The organism is Acinetobacter sp. BHS4 (assembly GCF_018454425.1).
GTDB lineage: Bacteria > Pseudomonadota > Gammaproteobacteria > Pseudomonadales > Moraxellaceae > Acinetobacter > Acinetobacter pittii.
Window position 1 is genome coordinate 774,816 of the sequence record NZ_CP075323.1, and the last position, 25,875, is coordinate 800,690.

Sequence of the window (25,875 nt, forward strand, 5' to 3'; positions counted from 1 at the left end):
ATAATGAAATCAAATGAGGAATTAGTTAAATATATTGTCCTATTGTGATAGAAATGAAGAGTTGAAGTTAGATTTATAAAAAGTATTTTTTATAATAGAGTTTTTAAAAAGAGCTTAGATCAATAAATTAAGGGATTATTATGAATTCAAAAGTTGAGATTAAAAATAAAGAAGACCATGGACTTTGGTATGACAATAATATTGATCCCTACAAAGGACTAGCAGAAATTATTGCTGTAACCTTAAAAAATTCACTAATTTCCCAAAAAATTAGTTTCGTTGATGTACCTTATCGTCCAAAAACTAAAAAAAGTTTTTTGAAGAAAATTGAAGATAAGTTAACTGAAAAAGATTATAGCCCTGAATCTATGACTGATTTAGCTGGTATCCGCGTTATCACATTAATTGAATCCGATGTTCAAAAAGTATGTGATTTAGTTAGTAAAATGTTTAACGTACATCAGGCTGATAGTGTTAATAAATCTGAAAAATTAGGTGAAGAAAAAGTTGGTTATCGTTCAGTTCATTTTGTTTGTGATGTAGGAGAAGATAGGGAAAAACTACCTGAGTTTTCCGCTTATAAGGGGCTATGCTTTGAAATTCAAGTTCGAACAGCGTTGGAGCATGCATGGGCTGAAATTGAACATGATCGTGGTTATAAATTAGGTGGAAAGTTGCCATCCCATCTTAATAGACGCTTTAAACTTCTTTCAGGCTTATTGGAATCAGCTGATTTAGAGTTTAATCGACTAACAGTTGAAATTGAGGAATATGCAAAAAAATTAAATGAACAAATTAAAAAGAATAATTTGGATTATGAATTAACAAACGTAGGTCTATTAGTACTTTTATCTGACAAATTTGGTAAATATATAAAATATAAAAACAAAAATAATAAGAATCCATATTCTATTGATTTGGGAATTACAGAATTATATAAGTTTGGAATAAATAATTTAAAAGAGTTTGATAAGGTGGCAAGTGCTTATACAAGTCAATATGATTTTGGGGAGGAAAATAGTGCAGTAGGATTTATTAGGCTGTTATTAATGTTTGTTGATATTAATAAGTATTTTGATGAAGTATATGCTGCATCTGATAAAAAATGGTCTGTTATATTGAATGATAATATTCAGATATTAGAGCAAAAATACTCTAGAGAAGAAATCGAAACAATATTGAAAAGACATAGTATTAAGATAATACATTTGTAAAAAATCCCCTCAAATGAGGGGATTTTTGAATCAAATTACTACATTAAAGCGCAGCAATCTGCTCCATATTCGCTTTAACTTTCTCTAACTGAGCAGCAAACTCAGCAAGCTTCGCTTTTTCACCTTCAACCACCGCTGCAGGTGCTTTAGATACAAAGCCTTCATTTGCAAGTTTGCCCGCGATTTGGTCGTGTTGCTTTTGGATTTTATCCAAATCTTTTTGCAAACGAGCAAGCTCAGCTTTAGGGTCAATTAAACCTTTCATTGGTACAAATACCGATGCATGGCTTACAACGCTAGAGCAAGATAATGGCGGTTCTTGATCTTTATTCAAAAATTCAATGCTTTCAACTTTAGCCAAGGCTTTGAACAATGCTTCAATACGAATAATTTGTTCACGTTCAGCGTCAGAAGTGTTTTGAAGTAATACTGGCAACAAGCGTGCATTACCTAAGCCCAACTCACCACGAATGTTACGTACTGCACCAATCAAGCCTTGAAGCCATTGCATATCTGCTTCAGCTTGTTCATTGATTTTTGCTTGCTCAGGAATAGGGTATTGAGCAGTCATAATCGTTGGGCCGCCTTGACCAAGCATTGGTGCAAGAGTCTGCCAGATTTCTTCTGTCAAATATGGCATAAGCGGATGAGCCAAACGCAATGAAGCTTCCATCACTGCAAGCAATACACGGCGTACTTCAGCTTTACGCTCTTCAGACACTTCTGCATCGTTCAGAACTGGTTTAGTTAACTCAACATACCAGTCACAGTATTCATTCCAGATAAAGTCGTAAATCGCTTGAGCAGCAAGGTCTAAACGATACGTTGCAAACGCTTGATGTACAGCAGCTTCAGCTTTTTGCAGACGGCTGATAATCCATTGTTCTGGAAGCTCCCAAAGATCAGGGCGGGCCTCTTGACCAACAGTTTGACCTTCAACATTCATCAGAACGAAACGAGTTGCGTTCCAGATTTTGTTACAGAAGTTACGGTAGCCTTCAACACGTTTTAAGTCAAACTTGATGTCACGACCAGTATTTGCAAGCGCACAGAATGTGAAACGAACTGCGTCAGTACCGTAAGCATTAATGCCTTCTGGGAACTCTTTGCGCGTTGATTTTTCAATCTTCGCAGCATCTTTCGGGTTCATTAAGCCAGTTGTACGTTTTGCAACTAAGCTTTCTAAATCAATACCGTCAATCAAGTCTAATGGATCAAGTACGTTACCTTTAGACTTCGACATTTTTTGACCTTCACCATCACGTACCAAGCCGTGAACGTAAACAGTCTTAAATGGAACTTGAGATGAACCATCTTCATTTTTCATGAAGTGTAGGGTCATCATGATCATACGGGCAACCCAGAAGAAAATGATGTCAAAACCAGTCACCAACACATCTGTTGGGTGGAAGGTTTTTAAGAAATCATTTGCTGCATCTTTTTGTGCGTCGCCAGTCCAACCTAAAGTTGAGAATGTCCAAAGTGCAGATGAGAACCATGTATCAAGAACGTCTTCGTCTTGTTTAAGTTCAACGTCAGCCGCGATGTTATTTTTCGCACGTACTTCTTCTTCATTACGGCCAACATAGATGTTGCCATTTGCATCGTACCAAGCTGGAATACGGTGACCCCACCAAAGCTGACGTGAAATACACCAGTCTTGAATGTCACGCATCCACGCCATGTACATGTTGCTGTACTGCTCTGGAACAAACTTAATACGGCCATCTTGAACTGCTTCAATTGCAGGCTCAGCAAGCGGAGCAATTTTTACATACCATTGATCAGTCAGTAACGGCTCAATGATCACACCTGAACGGTCGCCACGTGGCGCTTTTAAGTCATACGGTTGGATTTGATCTAACCAGCCTTCAGCTTCAGCTTGAGCAACTAATTTTTTACGTGCTTCAAAACGCTCTAAACCAGCATAGTCCGCAGGTGCAGTAATCGTTTTAGAAATTTGTTCGCCAGCTTTTGCAATATATTCAAACTCACCTAAAACTTCGGCGTTTTTGTTGAAGATATTAATGATTGGTAAGCTATTGCGTTTACCTAGGTCATAGTCATTGAAGTCATGAGCAGGCGTGATTTTTACACACCCAGTACCGAAGTCTTTTTCAACGTAGTCGTCGGCAACGATCGGAATTAAACGACCAGTAATTGGCAATACGATGTTTTTACCAACAAGGTGTGCATAACGCTCATCTTCAGGATGAACAGCAACCGCAGTATCACCCAGTAAAGTTTCTGGACGAGTTGTTGCAACCACTAAATAGTTTTTGCCGTCTTGAGTTTTAACTGATTTGTCTTCAAAGAAATATTTAAAATGCCAAAGTGAGCCTTTTTCTTCTTTGCTTTCTACTTCAAGGTCAGAAAGAGCTGTTTGAAGTTTAGGGTCCCAGTTTACTAGGCGCTTACCACGGTAAATTAAGCCGTCTTCGTGCAAACGAACGAATACTTCTTTAACTGCGTTTGATAAACCTTCGTCCATCGTGAAGCGTTCACGTGACCAGTCTACCGAAGAACCTAAACGACGGATTTGTTTCGTAATTGTGCCGCCAGATTGTTCTTTCCATTCCCAAACTTTTTCGATGAACTTTTCACGGCCTAAGTCGTGACGAGTTACACCTTGTAAGCCAAGTTGACGCTCAACAACCATTTGAGTTGCAATACCAGCATGGTCTGTACCCGGTTGCCACAACGTGTTTTTACCCATCATGCGGTTATAACGGGTGAGGGCATCCATAATGGCATTGTTAAAGCCATGGCCCATGTGCAAACTACCAGTGACGTTTGGTGGTGGAATCATGATACAGAATGATTCACCGTGACCAGAAGGTTTGAAGTAACCTTGTTCTTCCCACGTTTTGTACCACTTCTTTTCGATCTCGGTTGGATCGTATGTGGTTGCAATATTTTGAGCGGTTTGAGCGTCAGTCATAGTAGCTTAGATCGAATATGCATAAAAAATTGCATCTATTGTAGCAAAAAAATGCCTCGAAATTAATGTGCTGAAAACAGATAAACGGTTTTGTATTTTTTTCAAAAAACGGTAGATTTATGAAAGATGGATCACAATTTAATCGTGTGGCGACACGGCACAAAAATTACAAAAGAATTGAAAAAGGATGCTGCTGATGAGTTATGAAGTTTTTTTGAAAATTTCCGATTCGACTTATACACAATTCGAGGCTATTCGGCAAAAACTGCATGATGGGGTAAGCCAAAGTCAGGCAAAACCTTTAGGCGATGTACTCTCTGATCTTTCTTGTGAAATTATTGAGCAGGTTTTTTCTGTGCTTTTACAGTCAGGAAATGCAAGCATGTCTCCAAAACAACAAGCTGAGTCTGAAAAAGTTATTCAGCAAGTTTTAGAGACTTTTCGAAAATACATGCCTTGGTCGGTTTCATTCTTTGGAAATGAACGTCTCTTACCCTTAGTTGACTACATGACATCTCTCATGAAAGAGCAAGGGCAGCAAGTTTATATTACCTATCCGGTCACGCTTCAACTCGTGCAACAAGCCGAAACTCTTACTCAGCAAATTCGTGACGGTAATATGCAAAGCATTACGGCTGCATTTGAAACACTCATACAAATTGTGGATTTAGGCGTAACAAGCCTAGTACGTGAACCTAAAAAGCGTTTAAAATTTAATTTGGTTGTCGATAAAACTCTTAACGGAGTCATCAACATGACGACGCATTTGGGCTATAAACGTTTGGAAAAGTTAGGGACACAGGTCGATCAGACCACAGCAACTCATTATATCAACCACTTTTTGGCCTTCATGCACCAAGCAGCATAATTTAAAAAGATAATAGGAACATCACATGGCCAAACTTGATACTTTGCAAAATAAAGTGGTATGGATTACGGGCGCATCTTCTGGTTTGGGTAAGGCCTTAGCAGGGGAATTGGCTTTACAAGGCGCAAAACTGATTTTGACCTCGCGTCGTTTTGAAGAATTAGAAGAGGTTCGGGTTGGCTTATTAAATCCCGATCATCATTTGTCTGTGGTCGCAGATATTACTGATGAAAAGCAGGTTCAAGAGGCTTACAAGCAGATTTTAAAGGCGAAAGGCCGTATTGACTGGCTCATCAATAATGCAGGTTTGAGTCAACGTGCTTTAATTAAAGACACGACAATGGCAACCGAACGCGCCATCATGGAAGTCGATTATTTCTCACAAGTCGCACTCACCAAAACCGTCCTACCGACCATGCTAAAACAAAAGTCTGGCCGAGTTGTATTTGTGTCGAGTGTAGCGGGTTTATTGGGTACACAGTACCGTGCAAGCTACTCGGCTGCTAAAGCAGCGATTCACATGTGGGCAAATAGTTTACGTGCTGAGGTCTCAGATCAAGGTGTCGAAGTTTCAGTTATTTTCCCTGGTTTCGTAAAAACTAATGTTTCTTTTAATGCACTCAATGGCGCAGGGCAACCTCAAGGCCATCAAGATGAAGCAATTGAAAATGGTTTAGAGGCAGATGTTTTTGCAGAGCAAGCTGTAAAAGCTTTAGTACAGGGGCAAGAATATATTGTTGTGGGTGGGGCTAAAGAAAAACTAGGTGTGATGGTTTCTCGGATGTCACCAAAACTTCTTTATAAAATGATTCGGAAAACAAAAGTAAAATAAAAAAGTGATTTTGCCGTGCTAAATTGGTGAAAAACCCGCATAGAAGGTTCACCATGGATCAGGATTATCACCGTATTTTAGAAGTCGTCACGCGTTTTCAATTGGTCTTTGACCAGAAAAATTGGGACGCTTTTGATGAGTTGTTGGCAGATCAACTTGAGGTGGACTATTTCCAGTTTAGAGGAGAACCATTATGTGTGGTGTCTTGTCATGAATATAAAGGTTCTCGGCAGCAAGCCTTGTCCCATTTACGACTACAGCACAATTTAAGTAATCCTCTGGTTCGGATTGAACAAGATCAAGCATGGCTAGAATGTAATTATCAAATTTATCGTTTTTCAGAAAATGATTATTTTCATTCTTTTGGTCGTTATTATTTTACTTTGGCGAAACAACAAGACCGTTGGAAAATTACCCGAATTTGCCAACATTTAACTAAAAATATTGGCAACCCACGTATTCATTTTTCTGAGGTTGGGCAGTATTAATCTTTAACTGCTGTTCCATAAGCAAAAACTTCGACCATTCCGCCTTGCATTCCGAGTTCGGTTGTACTCAGCCGAACTCCCATAATATGGTTAGCTCCTGCGGTATGGGCTTGTTGTTTTAAGCGAACAATGGCTTCACGGCGAGCACGCTCAACAATACTTTCATAACTGGTCAGTCTTCCGCCCAAAACATTTTTTATAGATGCCAATACATATTTAAAGTAATCATGAGAAATCACAACATTACTGCTAATAAAGTGGCCTAGCTGATCACTCGTTGCAAAACGATTGGTATCAATTCTGATATGGGCAAATTGTTGCTCTTTTTCTAGAAGTTCATTCAAATGTTTTCGTTCAATATGGCGGCCAAAAGCCCAACCAATGCTGAAAATAATGAGAAAAATAACAAGCTGAAAAATAAGATTGTCCATTTTCTACCTATGCATTAAATGGATCGGGTAGATGAGGTGCTTGAGGCTGCACAACCACTGCTGTGCCATACACAAATAACTCAGAAGCACCTTGTGCAATATTGGAAGTTGAAAAGCGAATACCCACAATTGCATTCGCACCAAGTTGTTGGGCTTTTACAATCATACGCTGCATGGCTTCTTGGCGAGATTCTTCTAATAATTCGGTATAACCCGTAAGTTCACCACCCACAATATTTTTTAAACTCGCCATCAGGTCACGGCCAACATGCTTACTACGAACGGTACTTCCGTAAACAACATCTAGCTGCTTTACAATCTGGTGGCCTGGAACACTTTCTAAATTACTCAATAACATTGTTTTTATCAATCTAAATTCTTAAGGTTTCAAGATAAAAAATATTCAGATGAGTTGCAATAAAAAAGCCCACCGAAGTGAGCTTTTGTGAATAAGTTATTAAAAACTTATTGCTTTTTAAGTTCAGCACTAGATGGTTGATTAACCACTGTATCTGAAGTATTTGCTTTTAAACCACCACCTAGAGTTTTGTATAACTCGATTTGGTTGTTTAAGTTTGCTTGTTGAAGCAATAACAAACCTTGTTCTGCTGAATAAGATGAGCGCTGTGCATCAAGAACCGTCAAGTAACTATCAATACCGGCACGGAAGCGGGCATTTGAAAGTGTGTAGTTGCGGTTAGTTGCTTCTACTAGACGTTGTTGAGCTGTTAAACGCTCACCAATGTTGGCACGAGTTGCAAGCGCGTCATTAACTTCGCGGAACGCAGACTGAACTGATTTTTCATAATCAGACAATGCAATTTTCTGATCAGTTTCAGAAATTTTCACATTGGCACGACGAGTGCCCCAGTCAAAGATTGGTAAGTCTAAGCTTGGTCCAATTGACCATACAAAACCACCAGACTTAAATAGATCACTTAAGTCAGTTGATGCATAACCTGCAGAACCCGTTAAGCTAATGGTTGGGAATAAACGTGCTTTTGCAGCACCGATATTCGCACCGGCAGCGCTTAAGTTATATTCAGCAGCTTTTACATCTGGACGGTTGTTAAGCAAGTCGCTTGGTAAACCCGCTGTAAATACATTTTGTTGAGTAATGCGTTTTACAGGTTGGGTTGGCAACAAGTTTTGTGGAACTGATTGACCAACTAACAAGTTCAACAAGTTTTGTGCTTGAGCAATCTGCGTTTTGTAGTTTGCTACATCATTACGCGCAGTTTCTACAGAAATCTGTGCCTGACGTAGTGGAACTTCACTGTCGATGCCCACATCAAAACGTTTTTTGTTGAGATTGTAAGAATCTTGCTGTGCTTTAAGCGTTTGCTCTGCAAGTCTTAAATTCGCTGTTGCGAAAGAATAGTTCAACCACGCTTGAGCCACTTGACTGATTAGACTGATTTGAGTCGAATCACGTGCGCTTTGCGTTGAAAGATAACTATCTAATGCAGCATCTTTTAAGCTACGTACACGGCCCCAAAAATCAAGCTCATAGGCAGTTACACCCAGACCTACTTGATAAGTAGAGTAGGGGTTATTCGGATCACGGCTTTGAGAAACCTGACGAATTGCACTACCACTTGCTCCGATTGTTGGAAGCTGATTGTTCTGTGTAATTCGATATTGCTGTTGAGCACGTTCGATATTGAGCGTTGCTGTACGTAAGTCGCGGTTGTTGGCAAGTGCCAAATCAATCACTCCGAGCAAACGAGGGTCAGCAAAAAACTGTTTGTAACCCTGTTCAGCAATAGACGTACCAGAAGCGCTATATGCATAGCTTTGTGGAATATCGGTTTTCACGACTGGTTCTGGGCCGCGCATGCTTTGACAAGCTGCCAAAGCAAGCGCAAGTGCAGATACCGCAATGCTACGACCTGAAATAGACCATACGTTTTGCATCACGATTTATGCTCCTGAGTGTTTATGGTTTTTGGTTTGTACTTAAAGATACTACGAATCCACACATAGAATACAGGGATAAAGAAGATACCTAAGAACGTTGCACTGAGTACGCCACCGAGTACACCGTAACCAACAGAGTGTTGACTTCCTGCACCTGCGCCTGTTGAAAGGGCAAGCGGAAGTACACCGAAACCGAAGGCAAGGGTAGTCATGATGATTGGACGTAAACGCATTTTTGCAGCATGTAAAGTTGCTTCAATCAGGTCTTCACCTTTTTCCTGCAGCTCTTTTGCGAACTCAACAATCAAGATCGCATTTTTTGCAGAAAGACCGATTACCGCGATCATCGCTACCTGGAAGTAAATGTTATTTGAGAGATTTGGATCTCCTTTAATAATCATACCCAAGTAAGTTAATACGATTGCACCAATAATACCGAGTGGTACCACAAGTAAAACCGAGAACGGAATAGACCAGCTTTCATACAATGCAGCCAAGCAAAGGAAAACGATTAACAATGAAAGCGCATATAAGAATGGAGCTTGAGCACCAGACTCACGTTCTTCAAGTGATAAACCTGTCCATTCATAGTCGAAACCTTGTAAGCCCATAGATGGTAACTTAGCAATAATTTCTTCCATTGCTTTCATCGAGTCACCAGAGCTCACGCCAGGTGCAGGTGTACCTTGAATGTTAACCGATGACACGCCATTATAACGTTCAAGACGTGGAGAACCATATGTCCATTCGCCAGTAGCAAATGCAGAGAACGGTACCATTTCGCCTTTGTTATTACGTACATACCACTTGTTTAAGTCTTCAGGCATCATACGGCTACCCGCATCACCTTGAACATAAACTTTTTTCACACGCCCACGGTCAACGAAGTCGTTAATGTATGAGCCGCCCCATGCAATACGCATTGTATTGTTAATTTCGGCAATACTCACACCCATCGCTCCAGCTTGAGCTTGGTCTACATTAATTTGATACTGAGGTGTATCTTCTTGACCATTAGGGCGAACACCCACAAGACGTTTATCTTGTGCAGCCAAACCTAAGATCGTATTACGTGCAGCAATAAGTTTCTCATGACCTTGACCACTTGAATCTTTAAGTTGCAAGTTGAATCCGGCTGTTACACCGAGTTCAGGCATTGCTGGAAGTTGTAAAGGCATGATGTAAGATGCGTCTTTAACGATCATGTTCAATGCCATACCACGCTGAATCAATGCGCCAATTTGAGTTTCTGGTGAAGTACGTTCACTCCAGTCTTTCAATTTAACGAAGCCGATACCAGCATTTTGACCAACACCTGTGAATGAGAAGCCCGAAACGGTGAAAATCGATTCCACTGTATCTTTTTCATTCATAAAGAAGTTTGTCATGGTGTCAATCACTTTACCTGTACGGTCAAGCGTTGCATTTGGCGGTAATTGAACAAGCGTCATTACCACACCCTGATCTTCTTCTGGTAAGAATGAAGATGGGAGTTTTTGGAACAAGAACACTAATAAAGCAATAACTACAGCGTAAAGCACGCCAGAGAAGATTTTGCCCTTAAGCATGCGGTTAACACCATTTTGGTAGCTATGCGACATGCGGTCAAAACCATTGTTAAAGCCTCTAAAGAAACGAGCAAAAATATTATTGCTTGGTGCTTTGTTAGGATCATGCTGTTTTAAAATGGTTGCACAAAGTGCCGGTGTAAATGTTAACGCTACAATTAACGATAGAACCATTGCTGTTACAAGGGTAATCGAGAACTGACGGTAAATTACACCAGTTGTACCACCAAAGAATGCCATTGGTACGAATACGGCTGTTAATACGCTTGTGATACCAATTAATGCGCCAGAAATCTGTTGCATTGATCGTGACGTCGCCGTGACTGGATCGGTATGCTCTTCACTCATAACACGTTCGACGTTTTCGACCACAACGATGGCGTCATCGACCAGAAGACCAATTGCCAATACCATGGCGAACATGGTTAAGGTGTTAATTGAGAAGCCAAAGATATTAATAACAGCGAATGTACCTAACACAACAACAGGTACAGCAAGTGTTGGAATAATCGTTGCGCGCCAGTTCTGTAAGAACAAGAACATCACAATGAATACTAAAACTACCGCTTCAATTAATGTGTGTACAACACTTTCAATTGAAAGACGAATAAATGGAGTCGTGTCATAAGCCAGTTTATCTGCAAGACCTGTTGGATAGTTCTTACGTAATTCAGATAAACGATGTTCAACAGCTTCTGCGGTATCAAGTGCGTTAGCACCAGTTGCAATTTTAATTGCAAGACCACCAGCAGGTTTACCGTTAAACTTCGAGTCAAACTGATAGTTATCAGAGCCTAACTCTACACGCGCAACATCTTTTAAACGAACCTCAGCACCAGATGCTGTGTTCTTTAAGAAGATATTTTTAAACTGTTCAGGTGTTTGCAGCAAACTTTGTGCATTCACTGTTGCGTTAAGCACTTGACCTTGTACAGCTGGTGCACCACCTAATTGACCTACTGCTACTTGTGAGTTTTGCGCTTGTAAAGCTGTCGCAATATCACTAGGAGTTAGTTGATAACTGGTTAACTTAGCTGGATCAAGCCAAATACGCATTGCGTATGAACCACCAAAGACCTGTACCTCACCCACACCAGCAACACGGCTAAGTGGTTCTTTAATTGATGAGTTTACGTAGTCTTTAATGTCCGAGTCAGAAAGGCTGTTATCTGGTGAGTAGAATGCAATAACTTGCAAGAAGCTTGCACCAGATTTAGTTACTGTTACACCTTGACGCTGTACATCTTCAGGTAAAAGCGCAGTTGCAGATTGCAATTTGTTTTGAACCTGAACCTGTGCAATATCTGGATCAATACCTTGTTCAAAGTTTAATTGAATAGAGGCCTGACCGTTACCAGCACTGTTAGATGAAATGTAGCGTAAACCATCTAGACCATTCATTTGTTGTTCAATGATCTGGGTTACAGTGTTTTCAACAGTCTCAGCAGATGCACCAGGATAAGTTGCAGCAATTGTAACTGTCGGTGGTGCAATCGTCGGATACTGTGCAATAGGCATTTTTGTTAGCGTGAGAATACCTGCCAACATAATGACTAATGCAATCACCCACGCAAAAATGGGGCGATGAATAAAAAATTGTGCCATTCAATCTACCCCTTATGCATTAGATGCTTTCTGTTCTGCTTGAGGTTTACCTGATTGAGCCGGTTTTGTCGCATTTGGAGCTGCACCTTGTGGATTCGCTGGTTGAGCTTGGTAAGGTTTTGCTGAAACTTCTTGCCCTTCTTTAACTTTGGCAACACCGTCAACAATCACTTTATCACCAGCTTTAAGACCGTTAGTTACAATCCAGTTTTGTCCTTGAACACCAGAGGTTTCAACAGGACGACTCTCAACAGCACCTTTGGCATTAACAAGCATTGCTACAGCTTGACCTGTAGGTAAACGTGTAATTGCAGCTTGAGGAATCAGGTAAGCATTAGGAACTACACCTTGAACAATCTGTGCAGTGGTATACATGCCTGGAAGTAACAGATGATTCGGGTTCGAGAATACGGCACGTAAAGTAATCGTTCCTGTATCCTGATTTACAGAAGCATCAGAGAAAGCAAGTTGTCCTTCGATTGGATAGGTTGAACCATCTTCGAGCTTCAATTTCACTTTCGTGTTGTTACTATTGTTCAAACTACCTTTGCTAAGTTGTTGACGTAAACGTAATAACTCGGCACTAGACTGGTTAATGTCAACATAGATTGGGTCTAACTGTTGAATCGTCACTAACGGATCAGTTTGGTTGGCAGTCACTAAAGCACCAGCTGTTACAGAAGAACGTCCAGACTGACCAGAAATTGGTGAGCGAATTGTAGAGTAGCCAAGATCTACATTTGCATTCGTTACTTGCGCTTTTGCAGCAGAAACTTGTGCTTCGGCAACATTAACCTGACCAAGTAAGTCGTCATATTCTTGTTTAGATACAGCGTTACTTGAAACAAGTTGCTTATAACGGTTTAACTTAGTACGTAGTGAAGCTAGATTTGCCTGTTGTTGTAAAAGGGTAGCCTTTGCATTTTCAAGCGTTGCACGGTTAGTTCGAGAATCCAGTTCATATAGAGCCTGTCCTTCACGAACGTAACTTCCTTCAGCAAACAAGCGTTTTAAAATCACACCACTTGTTTGAGGGCGAACTTCAGAAATTTGATATGCTGAAGTACGGCCGGAGAGTTCAACACTTTGTTCAACACTTTGTGGTTGAGCAACAATAACACCTACTTCTGCAGGCGGCATTTTCTGAGCAGCAGCAGCTTGCTGTTTCTCATCGGAGCCTTTGCTACAACCAACAAGTGCGATACTTGTTGCTAATGCGCAAGCAGTAAGGGCAGGAGCCCAAAGCTTAGCCGACATCATTGTTCCACCTCGTTTAGATAAAATCTAAAAATATATTTGTTTTCTACTTAACCTACTTTGTGTTTGTAATAACCAGAGCCAAAGCAGTGCAATCCAAATAAAACCTATGCCCCAACCGGCGAGTACATCTGTTGGAAAATGAACTCCAGCATATATTCTTGAAAGCCCCATGCAGATAAACCAAAGACAGGAAATCAAAATGATATAAGGAGAGTTAGTGTTGGGCTTATGGCATAACATTATCATTGCCATACAAGCCAGTGTTGATGCATAAACACTATGTGCACTTGGGAACGATGCACCATAACTTTCGACAATATGATATACCTGTGGAGGTCTTGGACGGTCAACACACCACTTGAGCAGCCAACCCGTGATGATACTGCCAAGAACACCCACGCTAATGAAAATAACAGTAATATATTTTTTATACCATGCTTGATATATACACACCAATAAGGATAAAAAACATACAAAAGGCATACCACCTACACGTGCTAGAAAGGTCGTAATAGAGTTAAGATAATCTGATCGATTTTCACTCAATATTTGAACGGTGAGAAGATCCAAAGATTGAAGTCTTGGTACAAAAAGACCAAGAACACCTAAACCTAAAAAAATACAACCAATAAAAAGCAATAAATAGGGCATGTATATACCTTTGCTTGTTCAAGCAGTGTCTACTACTGAAAGCCGTTAAAAGTGTACTTGCCAGTACACTTTTTTTCAAGCCTGATAGATCATCGTAAATTCATTTTGAAAATTTTTTAACATTTGGAAAAACAATCACAACAAAATTGACGAAAATCACATTTTGTGTACAAAGCAAAATTTTTAGTGGTCTGCTTTTTTCCCGTTATTTGTTGAGGTGTTTTCTTCAAGTTCTAATGGTTGTTTTGGTGGCCAGAAAAAATCGCTTGGGCGAGTTAAAAAATGGGTCATGACCAATTTGGCTAAAGGTTTCCATTGTTCAAAGCGGACTCGACGCGCTCGTAATGCCACAATAATCGTTAAGGTGAAACTCACAAATAAGTTAGTGAGACCAATGCATAGTACACCAAGAAAGGACACGATAATCAGTCCGATATCTGGGCTGCCGTTAATAGTCATTAAACCTTGAATAAAGTTAGCGGATGCAAAGGCAATATGGCGAATATCTAAAGGTAGACCTAGGATAAAGCCTATGGTCCCCATACTTCCTAGCATAATACCGAATAAGAAGTTACCGGCTAACGCACCTAAATTACGTTCAATATATTCAGCAAAACGGTTAAGGCGATCTTGCCCAAACCAGCTAGCTAAACGGCGATGTGCTCTTAGGCGCGGGCCGACTTTTCGGTAAACAGCCATGTTGTCAAAGTATCCTGCAATGAGACCTGACAAAAACAAACAGACTCCAGCAATTGCTGCATGTGGAACTGCTAGTGAAGTGAATGGATTTAGACTGTGTAGAAGATAAGTGGCTTTAGTATGGGTTAATAACGGTTCATCAAGATAAAATTGCCATGCAAAAGTGATGAGTGCCGCAGTAGGAATCGCAATTGAAATATTGCCCAAAATAGCAATAAATTGCGTTCGGATAATATTAATAATAAGCGCCGCTAACTCTGCAATTTGAGCCGTTTTAGAGCCTTTACGTTGCTGTACTGTTGCAGCAAGAGCCGCCGCCGTCATAGCGGGCTGCTTAGTCGCAACTGTAAAATGCAGAACATGAATCAGAATGAAACCTAGGGAATAATTCATACTGAAAGTAAAAGCTTGCATGAGCGGGGCCATTGTCATTCTTGCAGCAAGAATTTTTAAAGATGCCATAAAGGCAATAATGACACCTGCACCAGCGGCAGCTTTATACATTCCCCAAAAGCCTTTGGTATCCGTACTTACGTAATGTTCACCTGTTCGGCTGGCATTTTCTGTAACCTGAAAGGCAATGAGTTCACTAGTCGTACTGAGTAATGAGCGAACACTTTTTTCGCTGTAATGTGCCTTGGTTAAATCGGAAATCAGATGTCCTAAAGAAACATATTTTCCTTTAGTGTTATCTACGACCAGATAAAGTAATAACTCAATTCGATCAAGACATTGCTCAAGTAATGACAGTAAGTAAGTCAAACTTAAGCTGACACCAATTCTTTTGGTTGCACGGCGAATCTTTAAAACCACATCTCGGCATTGTTCCAACATAACAAATGCTTGTGATGCATCGGGCGGGGAAATAACTGCAATTTCATGTTCAGAAATTTCTTGTTTTTTATACTTTTCAATAAACTCAATAATTTCACGGTTCTGAACTAAAAACGGCGACTCATATTCTGTTAATTCTGGCTGAGCGTTAATAAATTCGGGATAAAGACCAATTCCACTAATTCGATAAGATAGGACTGTAATGGCTTTAATCATTTCACTTTGAATGACTAACTTCTCATCGACATTACTTTGGCTTTGCCCAATAAGGCTAAATAAATTTGCCCAATCTTCATCATCAATATTATTGAGCCAGATTTTGTCACTTTCTAAATAGAAAATTTTTCCAATTAATATTTTGAGTTGGCTTGCATCTTCTATTAAAGGTAAAAAATGTGCTCCGAGTCTTTGCCCAAGCTGGTTCCAGAAACCATCTAAAGACAAAATTCCACTATCAGCATATAAACTAACTTGCTTATAGCGATTAATTAAACGTAATAAAAAAGTTTGTAGTAAGAAGGGCGCTGTAGGTGTGCGCAAAAGACTTTCAATAAAAGCCTGTATTTTTTTCTTAATTTCATCCGTATCTTGTGGGTTGGATGGTCGGATGACATTGACGAGTTCAATCAGTAGATTTTCATCAATGACAGCTTGAGGATCCTCAAGCTGCTTCTCTATTTTTAAAAAAAGATCTGAAAAATTTATATGCATAGGCAAAATAATATCTATTGTATTCGATGTAACGCAAGCTGAGTTAAGTTAATCAAAGCCTGACGATACGGTGTATCGGGTAGGTTTGATAAAGCTTGCAGTGCTGCTTCTGTTTCTTCTTGGGCACGTTGGTTGCAATAATCTAAAGCACCAGACTTCTGTACAATTTCGATGACCTGAGATAGTTGGTCTACTCCACCGGTTGCGATACTGCGACGAATAATCGCATGCTCTTCACCTGTTGAGCGTGCTAATGCAGAAATTAACGGTAAAGTTGGCTTACCTTCCATTAAATCATCACCAATATTTTTACCTAATGTTTCAGCATCAGAGGTGTAGTCTAAAATATCATCAATAATTTGGAATGCATTACCAAAATGACCGGCAAACAATCTTAATGGCTCACGATACGCTTCTTGCCCCGCCAAAATAGCAGCACCTTCTGTAGCCAGCTCAAACAGGCGAGACGTTTTACCATGAATAATTTTTAAATAAGTTTCTTCAGTTGTATCTGGTTGATGCTGTGATTGAAGTTGTAATACTTCACCTTCAGCAATTTCACATGTACCTGTTGAAAAGTCTTTCAATAAAGTCATGTTGTTTAAATCGACCAGTAAATCGAAAGCACGGGCGATCAGGAAGTCACCGACTAAAACAGCTGTCTGATTGTTCCATGTTGCATTTGCTGTAGGGCGACCACGACGAAGGCCAGATTCATCTACCACATCATCATGGACCAGTGTCGCGGTATGTAACATTTCAATGATTGCAGCTAAACGCTGTGCATTTGCCATGTTATCTAAACCACAAGCACGTGCTGCAAGCAAACACATGATTGGACGCATACGCTTTCCGCCAGCTTCAACGACGTGTTTGCTGACAGACATGACTAAACCGACTTTTGAGCTAATTCCTTCATTAATCAAGTGATCCATCGCAGCGAAGTCTGAAGCAACAGGCGCAAGAATGTCTTGCTTGAAATCGATGACCATATGAAGAAAAACCCCGTATTGGTAGATAAGTGGCGTTAGTGTATCAATTAAAGATGTGTTGCACAGGTTAACAAGTGGCTGATATTAATCATTTCTATTGTTTTTAAGCGTTTTTTGTTCTTTATTTAAGCAAAATACGATGTTTTCGGCAAAACAATAAATTTAATGACATCAGCATTAATACAACTTGTTCTTGACGCAATTTGTGTTTGGAACTGTATTTTAATTTTCATTCAGAATCAATGAAAACTGCTAAATTCCAGTCCAAGCTGTTTGATTTTGTAAGAATAGGGGATCATGCTTTACTGATAGATAGAAAATACTTGTCGTTTGATCAAATTTCACTTAAAATCTGTCGCCTTGTATAACCCCAGTGGCGATCGTTTTAAGATCGATATATCCCTTTATCGACACGACGACACGGGCTGATTGGAGTACATTATGTACGCAGTAATCCAAAGCGGTGGTAAACAGCACCGTGTAGTTGAGGGCGAAACCCTTAAAGTTGAATTATTGAAAGCTGAATCTGGTGCGACTATTACATTTGATGATGTATTAATGGTTGTAAACGGTGACAACATTCAAATCGGTGCTCCAGTTGTAGCTGGCGCTAAAGTAACTGCAGAAGTGATTGGTCATGGTCGTCACGACAAAATCCGCATCATCAAAATGCGTCGTCGTAAACACTACCGTAAACAACAAGGTCACCGTCAATGGTTCACTGAGTTGAAAATTACTGGTATTTCAGGCTAATCACGAGGAGTAAGAGACATGGCAACTAAAAAAGCCGGTGGATCGACGAAGAACGGTCGTGATTCAAACCCAAAAATGTTAGGTGTTAAAGTTTACGGCGGTCAAGCTGTAACTGCTGGTAACATCATCGTTCGTCAACGTGGTACAGAGTTCCACGCTGGTGCAAATGTTGGTATGGGCCGTGACCATACTTTATTTGCTACTGCTGACGGCGTAGTAAAATTCGAAGTGAAAGGTCAATTTGGCCGTCGCTACGTAAAAGTTGAAACTGTATAAGTTTTAGCTCGAAAAAAGCCCACATTTTGTGGGCTTTTTTTATGGCATTTATTTTTATTCATCTTCATCATGATGAATGAAATTCTACAAACAACATGAATAACATAACAAAATATCTTATTTTCTCAATGATTAGCACAGAGTTTGTCGGTTAATATGAGTCTTGAATTAAGAGCTTACTCAGTTTCATAACTTTGAAAGAGAGTAAGTTGTCTTACAGCAACTAAAAAGGTGATGACATGAATATGCTTCGTAAAACTATGTGTGCTATTACACTTAGCGCGTCAGTGCTTGCTCCTGTAATGAGTACTACAGTGTTTGCTGCGCCTGTAGCAGCACCGGAGCAACAGGCAATTGGGAACCTGGTTAATCAGTTATCAGGTTTACAGCGTTTGACTGCCGACTTTGAACAAACAACTAAAGCCAATACAAAAACTGTGGCACAGAAAAAGAGTTTAAGTGCACAGCATATGAACCAGACATTTAAAGGCTCAATGAAAGTTGAGCGTCCGGGGAAATTTTATTGGGAAACAGTAAGTCCTGCTAAACAAACTATTGTAACGAGCGGAAAAACAGTTTGGATCTATGATCCAGATTTACAACAAGCGGTCCGCCAAAGCTTAGATGATCAGGTTGCAGATACACCAGCATTATTACTTTCTGGTAATACCAACCAAATTATGAAGTCTTATCGTGTAACACAACCCGATAAATCTAAACTTTATTTCACATTATTCCCTAAAAAAGAAGATGGGGCATTCCAAAGCTTAACGATTAGCTTTGGAGCAAATAAAGCGCCTACACTTATGGTATTACAAGACTCATTAGGTCAAACCACCTATGTACGCTTTAAGAACGTTAAAGTAAATGCTTCAATTCCGGCATCAGTCTTTAACTTTACGCCGCCAAAAGGTACAGATGTTATTGACCAATAATTAAAGTCTCTTCAAAAAAGCTACCGTAAAAGGTAGCTTTTTTTTATATAAGAGAGACAGATACATTTTTTAACCCCGTCTTATTCTTACGCTTTGTATAGTGTTAGAGGTAAATTCATGGGGATTATTATGCGACTTTACGATAAGAAAATTATTTGTATTCTTCCATTAATGGCTGCAATGGCAATGGTGACTGGTTGCCAACCAAAGTCGGCAGCCAAAGAAGAGCAGGCTGCTTCGACTGCAAAAGTTAAAGAAACGAAAGAGGCTGGTGTTCCTGTAATTCAAGCAAAAGTAATCCCGGTAAAATTGCCAAAATCAAAAGTTTGCTTAGAAGATGGTTGTACTGAGTATGATTTTCAAACAGTACAGACCAATCAAAAATGGATTAATGATTACTTCACCAATCGTATAAAGAAAGCAGATCCGAATGCTTTTGCAAATTTAGCCGATCAACCAGTTGAAGTACCTGAAGGTGAACCAAGTTCAAGTCAGAGTGCAATTTATGTTCGCTATTTGGGGCAAAACTATAACCTTGCCACTTTTGCATTACAGACTTATTCGTACTCAGCTGGTGCTGCACACGGCATGTCTCATCAAGAATTTGTAAATTTTGATTTATTAAATAAAAAGCACATTACTGTTGCTGAACTTATTCAGCCAGATGTTGAAAAACAGTTGGTTGATGCTCTTTTTGAAGCAAATACAAATTGGCTTCAAGCACACAATATTAGCCGTGAAAAACTGCAATTAAGCGATAATTTCTACTATGGTGCTAATGGCATTGTATTTGTCTATCCAATTTATGAGCTAGCTTCATATGCAGAGGGAATGTCTGAATTAACGCTGCCATATTTTGAAGCGGGTAAGTTCATTAAACCTGAGTATTTGCCAAGTGTGCCAAACTATAACTTTTAAAATAAGTGATCTATTCTAAGAATTGTGTGAAAGCTATTCGTTATGAAGATGATCACTATATTTTTTAGTGTTAAGGCCTTACACTATAGCCAGTTTTTTACCCATATTATGATTGATTATGATCGACCCTAAGTTACTCAGAAATAATATTGAAGCCGTTAATGCGGCTTTGGCAAAACGCGGTGTTCAATTAGATGTTCAAGAATGGGCTTCTTTAGAAACTCGCCGTAAAGATTTGCAATCAAAAACTGAAAAATTGCAGGCAGAACGTAATGCCGGTGCAAAACAAGTGGGTCAGATTAAAAAATCCGGTGGTGATGCTTCTGAAATCATGGCGCGTATGCAAGCCATTGGCGACGAAATCAAAGCTGCTGAAGTTGCTTTGTCAGAGTTACAAAACGAGATTGAACAAAAAGCGTTGAGTATTCCTAACTTACCAGATGAGTCTGTTCCTGCTGGTAAAGATGAAGATGATAACGTTGAAATCTCAAAATGGGGTACGCCTCGTCAGTTTGATTTTGAAATCAAAGATCATACTGATTTAGGTGAGTGGATGGGTGGTTTAGAGTTTGAAACCGCTACTAAATTGACTGGTTCACGTTTTAGCGTATTGAAAGGTTCTTTAGCACGCCTACAACGTGCATTAACACAGTTCATGCTTGATACCCATACTTTAAAGAATGGCTATACAGAAGCTTACGTGCCTTATTTGGTCAATGCTGATTCACTTCGTGGTACTGGTCAGTTGCCAAAATTTGAAGAAGATTTATTCAAACTTCAAGGTGAAAAAGAATATTACCTCATCCCTACAGCAGAAGTTCCAGTTACTAACTTCGTTCGTGATGAGATTATTGATACCGAACGTTTGCCTTTAAAATATGCAGCGCATACGCCATGTTTCCGTAGTGAAGCTGGTTCTTATGGACGTGATACCCGTGGTTTAATTCGTCAGCACCAATTTGATAAAGTTGAGATGGTGCAAATCGTTAAACCTGAAACATCTATGCAAGCACTTGAAGAGCTTACTGCACATGCTGAGGGCATTTTGCAGGCACTAGGTTTACCATACCGCAAAATTTTGCTTTGTGGTGGGGATATGGGCTTCGGTGCAACTAAGACTTACGACTTAGAAGTTTGGGTTCCAAGCCAAAATACTTATCGTGAAATCTCTAGCTGCTCTAATATGGGTGATTTTCAGGCACGCCGCATGAAAGCACGCTACAGAATGGATCAAAAGAAGACCGAATTGGTGCACACACTAAATGGTTCAGGTCTGGCAGTTGGACGTACTTTGCTTGCTGTAATGGAAAATTACCAACGTGAAGACGGTTCTATCGAGATTCCAGAAGTATTACGCCCATATATGGGTGGTGCAACGTTTATTGACTAAGCTTTGCATCTAAATTGTGCACGGTTTTTGCTTAACCCAAATCAGATGATTAATGTAGAGGTTTAAGGTGGATATTTTTCCAATCTCTTTAAAGTTGCAACAGCAACATTGTCTGATTGTGGGTGGTGGGCATATTGCATTGCGCAAAGCAAACCTTTTAGCCAAAGCGGGAGCAGTAATCGATATTATTGCTCCTGCAATTGAAGAGCAGCTTTTACAGTTAGTCAAAACGACAGGCGGAGAGTATTTTGCCGGGTCCTTTGCTGAAAAAATATTAAATACACCATATCGATTGGTGATTGCTGCAACTAATGATGCGCAAGTGAATAAAGCTGTTTTTGAACAATGCGAAGCGCGTAATTTATTGGTCAATAGTGTTGATGATATTCCACATTGTCGCTTTATGGTTCCAGCTATTATTGATCGTTCTCCGTTAATTATTTCTGTCGCTTCAAATGGTGCATCACCAGTTTTATCAAGACAACTTCGTACTCAAATAGAAACAATTGTTCCGCATGGCATGGGTAAGTTGGCTGAGTTTTCTGGTCAGTGGCGTAAGCAGGTAAAAGAAAAAATTCCCAATCCAGATGAGCGTCGGATTTTTTGGGAAAATCTCTATGCTAGCCCATTAAAAGAACAGGTTTTTAATGACAACTTAGAAGTTGCAAATGGTTTGATTCAGCAAGCCTTAACAGAATGGACTGCACCTAAAGGTGAAGTTTATTTGGTAGGCGCTGGACCGGGTGATCCAGAGTTACTAACACTAAAAGCATTACGTCTTATGCAGCAAGCTGATGTTGTGATTTATGATCGTCTTGTTTCTGCGCCCATTTTAGAGCTTTGCCGTCGTGATGCGACTAAAATTTATGTCGGTAAAGCCCGTTCAAATCATTCTGTTCCTCAAGATGGCATTAATGCTTTACTGGTTGAATATGCTCAAAAAGGAAAGCGCGTTTGTCGTTTAAAGGGTGGTGATCCATTTATCTTTGGACGTGGTGGTGAAGAGATTCAAGAGCTCGTTGAGGCGAATGTCACTTTCCAAGTTGTACCTGGTATAACAGCAGCATCAGGCTGTTCAGCTTATGCGGGTATCCCATTAACACATCGTGATTATGCACAAAGTGTTCGTTTCTTGACTGGGCATTTAAAGGAAGGTTCACCTGAACTTCCTTGGAATGAGTTGGTTTATGAAAATCAAACTTTGGTTTTATATATGGGGCTAGTTGGTTTAGAACGCATTTGTGAGCAACTTATTGCTCATGGTCAACGTGCTGATATGCCGGTAGCTTTAATCTCTAAAGGAACCACACCAGACCAGAAAGTTGTAGTTGGAACATTAGCTGATATCGCAACAAAAGTGTCTGAACATCATATCGTAGCACCGACTTTAACCATTATTGGTGAAGTGGTGAATTTACGTGAACAGTTAAAATGGCAATAAGTTCATTTGAGTTTATTGCTGGTTATTAAAGTCGAGAAAATTTGTGATTCATGTTGTCCTATACGAGCCTGAAATTCCTGCCAATACAGGCAATATCATTCGTTTATGTGCTAATACTGGTGCACAGTTACATTTGGTCAAGCCTTTAGGTTTTGAATTAGATGATAAAAAGCTCAAACGAGCAGGCCTTGATTATCATGAATGGGCACGTATGCAAATTTGGGACAACATAGAACTTTGCCTTGCTGACTTGAAAGCTAAAGGAGTCGAGCATGTTTTTCCACTCACCACTAAAGGTTCTGCAACTCCGCATACAGTTGATTTGAATCGACCTGTGGCTTTACTGATGGGGCCAGAAACACGCGGCTTGCCTGAGCATGTTCGCTTGATGTTTCCACAAGAACAGTGGATTCGTTTGCCGATGGCTGAAAACTCAAGAAGTTTAAATTTATCTAATGCAACGGCTGTGATTGTTTATGAAGCATGGCGCCAGCAGGGTTTTAAAAACTTAGGATAAGTTAATAGTTTTTAAATAAAAATAAGGCCACAGTTGTGGCCTTATTTTTTTTATATAACTCCAATTAAGCCTGTTCTAGCACTTTTTCATCATAAGTCATTTGGGCTGCTAAAACCTGTTCAATATTGGTTTCGGCCCATTCCTTTAATTGGAATGCCATTGAAGCGACATTTTGCCCCAGAGAAGTGAGTGAGTAATCAACACGAATAGGAGACGTATTCTGAATTTTACGCTCAATAAAACCATCTCTTTCCAGCATTTTTAACTTCTGTGATAAGACTTTAGGCGAAATACCTTGAATATTCTTTTTGAGCAAGTTGAAGTGCTGAGTTTCCTCTTCAAGCACATTTAAAATTAATAAAACCCACTTATCTGCAATTTTTTCAAAAAATAAACGAGCAGGGCAATGTTGTTGAAAAACATTATATTTTAGACATTCATTCATACTATTTACCTGCTAATTTCTTAAAAAATTACCATAGTTACCAGTTAGTAACTAATTGACACCTAGTTTCTAAAATATATCATAAAGTGGAATTTAATAAAACAAAGGTTTGCTCCCATGTCTAACTCTAATATCGCGGTTGTATATTTCTCTGGTTATGGCCACACTAAAGTAGTGGCTGAAACGTTTGCAAACGAAATTAATGCTCAGCTTATCCAAATTGATCAAGAAGGTAATATTACTGAGCAAGATTGGCAGACATTAAATGATGCGAAGGGGATTGTTTTTGGTGCTCCGACTTATATGGGTACAGCACCATGGCAGTTTAAAAAGTTTGCTGATGCAACTTCAAAAGTTTGGTTTACACGTGGTTGGCAAGATAAAGTATTTGCAGGCTTCACAAACAGCGCGAGCTTAAATGGGGATAAGCAGGTTACGCTTATTCAATTACAGACTTTAGCATCGCAACATGGTGGAATTTGGGTAAGCCTTGGTTTATTACCAGCGAATACAAAAGATGCAACACGTGAAGATGTAAATAACTTAGGTGGTTCAGTTGGACTTTTAGTTCAATCGCCTTCTGATGCAAGTGTAGAGGAAGTCCCTGCTGGAGACCTTGAAACAGCGAAACTCTATGCTCAACGTGTACAAAATATTGTGAACAAAATTTTTGGTTAATTTGATAATAAAAAAGGCGCTTTAAGCGCCTTTTTTATTATTCGTGTTCATTATGCTGTGGAGCATTATATTTGAAACCTTTGGTTTTGTAGGCCAAATAACCTACACCAATAACGGCCCAAGCTAAGCCAATTTGTAAGGCAAGCTTATCAATTTCTAGCCACATCATAAACACACTGGCAAAACCAAGTGTTGGTATAACAATATAGTTGATGATGTCTTTAAACGTTTTGTTCTTGCCATCTCTTAATGCATAGCGAGAAATAACAGAGAAGTTAACAAAACTAAAGGCGGTTAAAGCACCAAAACTAATTAAGTTGACAATATGCTCAAGATCTAAGAAACCAGCAGATAAGGCAACTACACCTACAATAAGAATGTTGTAAGTTGGAGTATGTAATTTTGGACTAATATGACCAAATAATTTCTTATTGATTACGCCGTCACGTCCCATTACATACATTAAACGAGATACACCAGCATGAGCAGAAATACCTGATGCCATAACAGCAACTACAGCAAAATATAAAACCAAAGTTTTAAACGCAATACTACCAATCGCAGCAACCATCACAGGCTGTGATTCATCCAGAGGATTGAAGTAAGTATTTGGGTTACTAGGGAAATATAATTGGATGAAGTAAGTACTTACAATGAAAATAATACCTGCAAGTAATGCTGTCGTAAAAATAGCTTTTGGCAGCGTTTTCTCTGCATCTTTTGTTTCTTCAGCAAGAGAAGATAAGGCATCAAACCCTGTGAAAGAGAAGCAGAGTACAGTTGCACCAGCAATTAAAGCACTTACAGATGTCATGTCGTTCCAAAAAGGAGTTAATGACCACAAGGCAGCTTTATCCGGATTTAAAGTTCCATCTGCATATACACCTTGAGTGAGTAAAATGTATACCTGATAAACGAAATAAAAAATTACGCCAAGCTGAATAATAACGATCGTACTGTTAAAGCGTGCGACAAATCGTGCACCAAATAAGTTAATAACAGTCATTAGGGTGGTTAAACCAATCACCCATAACCAGTTATTTACCTCTGGAAAAAGAGCTCTTAGATAAATATCTGCCAAAATAATATTAACAAGCGGTGACAGTAAATAGTCTAACCAAGAAGACCAACCCACCATAAAACCAACATTAGGGTGAATTGATTTTTGAGCATACGTATAAGCTGACCCAGAAGAAGGGTAGCGCTTAATCATATGTCCATAACTGATCGATGTTAATAAAATTGCGACTAATGCAAAGATGTAGGAAGTTGGTACATGACCGCCACTTCGCTCTGATACTAAACCAAAAGTATCGAATAACGTTAATGGCTGAATATAAGCTAAACCAATAATAATAATGTGCCAAAGCACAAGATTCTTTTGAAGTTTAGCTGTTGGTTTAGTCCCAGATAAATTTGTCAACGGCGTTATCCTCATAATCGTTGATCAAGGATCAGCTTGGTGTTAAGGATCGTTTGAGACGAACGATCCCCCCTACAGAAAAAGA

The 25,875-nt window shown here is 39.5% G+C and carries 23 protein-coding genes; 12 read left to right on the forward strand and 11 right to left on the reverse strand.

The features are described from left to right. Positions 1 to 140: 140 nt before the first annotated feature. Positions 141 to 1,214 (forward strand): RelA/SpoT domain-containing protein, encoded by a 1,074-nt coding sequence (locus KIP84_RS03825; protein WP_134263125.1) that lies wholly within the window; start codon positions 141 to 143, stop codon positions 1,212 to 1,214. Positions 1,215 to 1,257: 43 nt separating this feature from the next. On the opposite strand, the gene KIP84_RS03830 is transcribed toward KIP84_RS03825, so the two are convergent. After that, positions 1,258 to 4,155 carry a valine--tRNA ligase gene (locus KIP84_RS03830; protein WP_199113969.1) on the reverse strand — a complete coding sequence of 966 codons (2,898 nt, stop codon included), beginning with the start codon at positions 4,153 to 4,155 and terminating at the stop codon, positions 1,258 to 1,260. 196 nt (positions 4,156 to 4,351) lie between these two features. On the opposite strand from KIP84_RS03830, the gene KIP84_RS03835 reads away from it, so the two are divergent. Genes KIP84_RS03835 through KIP84_RS03845 form a run of 3 tightly spaced genes read left to right on the forward strand, consistent with a single transcriptional unit; the run spans position 4,352 to position 6,343 of the window. Beyond that, entirely contained in the window at positions 4,352 to 5,023 is a 672-nt protein-coding gene (locus tag KIP84_RS03835; protein WP_032005364.1) for a hypothetical protein, read from the forward strand. Positions 5,024 to 5,048: 25 nt separating this feature from the next. Beyond that, entirely contained in the window at positions 5,049 to 5,855 is an 807-nt protein-coding gene (locus tag KIP84_RS03840) for an SDR family NAD(P)-dependent oxidoreductase (protein WP_057077447.1), read from the forward strand. A gap of 53 nt (positions 5,856 to 5,908) precedes the next feature. Then, positions 5,909 to 6,343, forward strand: a complete 435-nt coding sequence (locus KIP84_RS03845; RefSeq protein WP_005064505.1) for a nuclear transport factor 2 family protein — start codon at positions 5,909 to 5,911, stop codon at positions 6,341 to 6,343. On the opposite strand, the gene KIP84_RS03850 is transcribed toward KIP84_RS03845, so the two are convergent. The 8 genes from KIP84_RS03850 to sdsA form a co-directional block, all read right to left on the reverse strand. Next, entirely contained in the window at positions 6,340 to 6,774 is a 435-nt protein-coding gene (locus tag KIP84_RS03850; RefSeq protein ID WP_213689362.1) for a YbjQ family protein, read from the reverse strand. The two genes, KIP84_RS03845 and KIP84_RS03850, sit on opposite strands and share 4 nt — an antisense overlap. A 7-nt stretch (positions 6,775 to 6,781) precedes the next feature. After that, entirely contained in the window at positions 6,782 to 7,132 is a 351-nt protein-coding gene (locus KIP84_RS03855; RefSeq protein ID WP_002116377.1) for a YbjQ family protein, read from the reverse strand. Between the two features lie 107 nt (positions 7,133 to 7,239). After that, positions 7,240 to 8,691 carry a multidrug efflux RND transporter outer membrane channel subunit AdeK gene (gene adeK, locus KIP84_RS03860; RefSeq protein ID WP_002116015.1) on the reverse strand — a complete coding sequence of 484 codons (1,452 nt, stop codon included), beginning with the start codon at positions 8,689 to 8,691 and terminating at the stop codon, positions 7,240 to 7,242. Next, the gene (gene adeJ, locus KIP84_RS03865) at positions 8,691 to 11,867 is read right to left on the reverse strand and encodes a multidrug efflux RND transporter permease subunit AdeJ (RefSeq protein ID WP_002116419.1); all 3,177 of its coding nucleotides are present in this window, start codon (positions 11,865 to 11,867) and stop codon (positions 8,691 to 8,693) included. The genes adeK and adeJ overlap by 1 nt, the downstream gene beginning before the upstream one ends. A 12-nt stretch (positions 11,868 to 11,879) precedes the next feature. Continuing rightward, complete coding sequence (gene adeI, locus KIP84_RS03870; RefSeq protein ID WP_002116482.1) at positions 11,880 to 13,127, reverse strand: multidrug efflux RND transporter periplasmic adaptor subunit AdeI; 1,248 nt, start codon at positions 13,125 to 13,127, stop codon at positions 11,880 to 11,882. A gap of 24 nt (positions 13,128 to 13,151) precedes the next feature. Further along, positions 13,152 to 13,778, reverse strand: a complete 627-nt coding sequence (locus tag KIP84_RS03875; protein ID WP_005064516.1) for a phosphatase PAP2 family protein — start codon at positions 13,776 to 13,778, stop codon at positions 13,152 to 13,154. Positions 13,779 to 13,961: 183 nt separating this feature from the next. Further along, complete coding sequence (locus tag KIP84_RS03880; protein ID WP_032006537.1) at positions 13,962 to 16,022, reverse strand: site-specific recombinase; 2,061 nt, start codon at positions 16,020 to 16,022, stop codon at positions 13,962 to 13,964. 14 nt (positions 16,023 to 16,036) lie between these two features. Then, positions 16,037 to 17,014, reverse strand: a complete 978-nt coding sequence (gene sdsA, locus KIP84_RS03885) for an All-trans-nonaprenyl-diphosphate synthase (RefSeq protein ID WP_002116233.1) — start codon at positions 17,012 to 17,014, stop codon at positions 16,037 to 16,039. 441 nt (positions 17,015 to 17,455) lie between these two features. Here sdsA and rplU point away from each other — a divergent pair, with 441 nt between their 5' ends. From rplU to KIP84_RS03920, 7 genes are all read left to right on the forward strand, one after another. Next, the gene (gene rplU / locus KIP84_RS03890) at positions 17,456 to 17,767 is read left to right on the forward strand and encodes a 50S ribosomal protein L21 (RefSeq protein WP_000271409.1); all 312 of its coding nucleotides are present in this window, start codon (positions 17,456 to 17,458) and stop codon (positions 17,765 to 17,767) included. A gap of 18 nt (positions 17,768 to 17,785) precedes the next feature. Beyond that, positions 17,786 to 18,043: a 50S ribosomal protein L27 gene (gene rpmA / locus KIP84_RS03895; RefSeq protein ID WP_002116037.1), complete on the forward strand. Its 258-nt coding sequence runs from the start codon at positions 17,786 to 17,788 to the stop codon at positions 18,041 to 18,043. A gap of 239 nt (positions 18,044 to 18,282) precedes the next feature. Continuing rightward, the gene (gene lolA / locus KIP84_RS03900; RefSeq protein WP_004789378.1) at positions 18,283 to 18,978 is read left to right on the forward strand and encodes an outer membrane lipoprotein chaperone LolA; all 696 of its coding nucleotides are present in this window, start codon (positions 18,283 to 18,285) and stop codon (positions 18,976 to 18,978) included. Positions 18,979 to 19,095: 117 nt separating this feature from the next. After that, positions 19,096 to 19,896 carry an RsiV family protein gene (locus KIP84_RS03905; protein WP_032056634.1) on the forward strand — a complete coding sequence of 267 codons (801 nt, stop codon included), beginning with the start codon at positions 19,096 to 19,098 and terminating at the stop codon, positions 19,894 to 19,896. A gap of 118 nt (positions 19,897 to 20,014) precedes the next feature. Continuing rightward, the gene (gene serS / locus KIP84_RS03910) at positions 20,015 to 21,286 is read left to right on the forward strand and encodes a serine--tRNA ligase (RefSeq protein WP_005072887.1); all 1,272 of its coding nucleotides are present in this window, start codon (positions 20,015 to 20,017) and stop codon (positions 21,284 to 21,286) included. A 67-nt stretch (positions 21,287 to 21,353) separates the two neighbouring features. Then, positions 21,354 to 22,727, forward strand: coding sequence for a siroheme synthase CysG (gene cysG, locus KIP84_RS03915; protein WP_068929414.1), 1,374 nt, complete (start codon positions 21,354 to 21,356; stop codon positions 22,725 to 22,727). A 43-nt stretch (positions 22,728 to 22,770) separates the two neighbouring features. Next, positions 22,771 to 23,244, forward strand: coding sequence for a tRNA (cytidine(34)-2'-O)-methyltransferase (locus KIP84_RS03920; RefSeq protein ID WP_002116042.1), 474 nt, complete (start codon positions 22,771 to 22,773; stop codon positions 23,242 to 23,244). Positions 23,245 to 23,308: 64 nt separating this feature from the next. Here KIP84_RS03920 and KIP84_RS03925 read toward each other — a convergent pair whose 3' ends face one another. Next, positions 23,309 to 23,689 (reverse strand): helix-turn-helix domain-containing protein, encoded by a 381-nt coding sequence (locus tag KIP84_RS03925; RefSeq protein WP_002116344.1) that lies wholly within the window; start codon positions 23,687 to 23,689, stop codon positions 23,309 to 23,311. A gap of 117 nt (positions 23,690 to 23,806) precedes the next feature. Between KIP84_RS03925 and KIP84_RS03930 the strand changes: the two genes are divergently transcribed. Continuing rightward, positions 23,807 to 24,367: a flavodoxin family protein gene (locus KIP84_RS03930; protein WP_005064539.1), complete on the forward strand. Its 561-nt coding sequence runs from the start codon at positions 23,807 to 23,809 to the stop codon at positions 24,365 to 24,367. Positions 24,368 to 24,404: 37 nt separating this feature from the next. On the opposite strand, the gene KIP84_RS03935 is transcribed toward KIP84_RS03930, so the two are convergent. After that, entirely contained in the window at positions 24,405 to 25,790 is a 1,386-nt protein-coding gene (locus KIP84_RS03935) for an APC family permease (RefSeq protein WP_014207482.1), read from the reverse strand. Positions 25,791 to 25,875 lie beyond the last annotated feature (85 nt).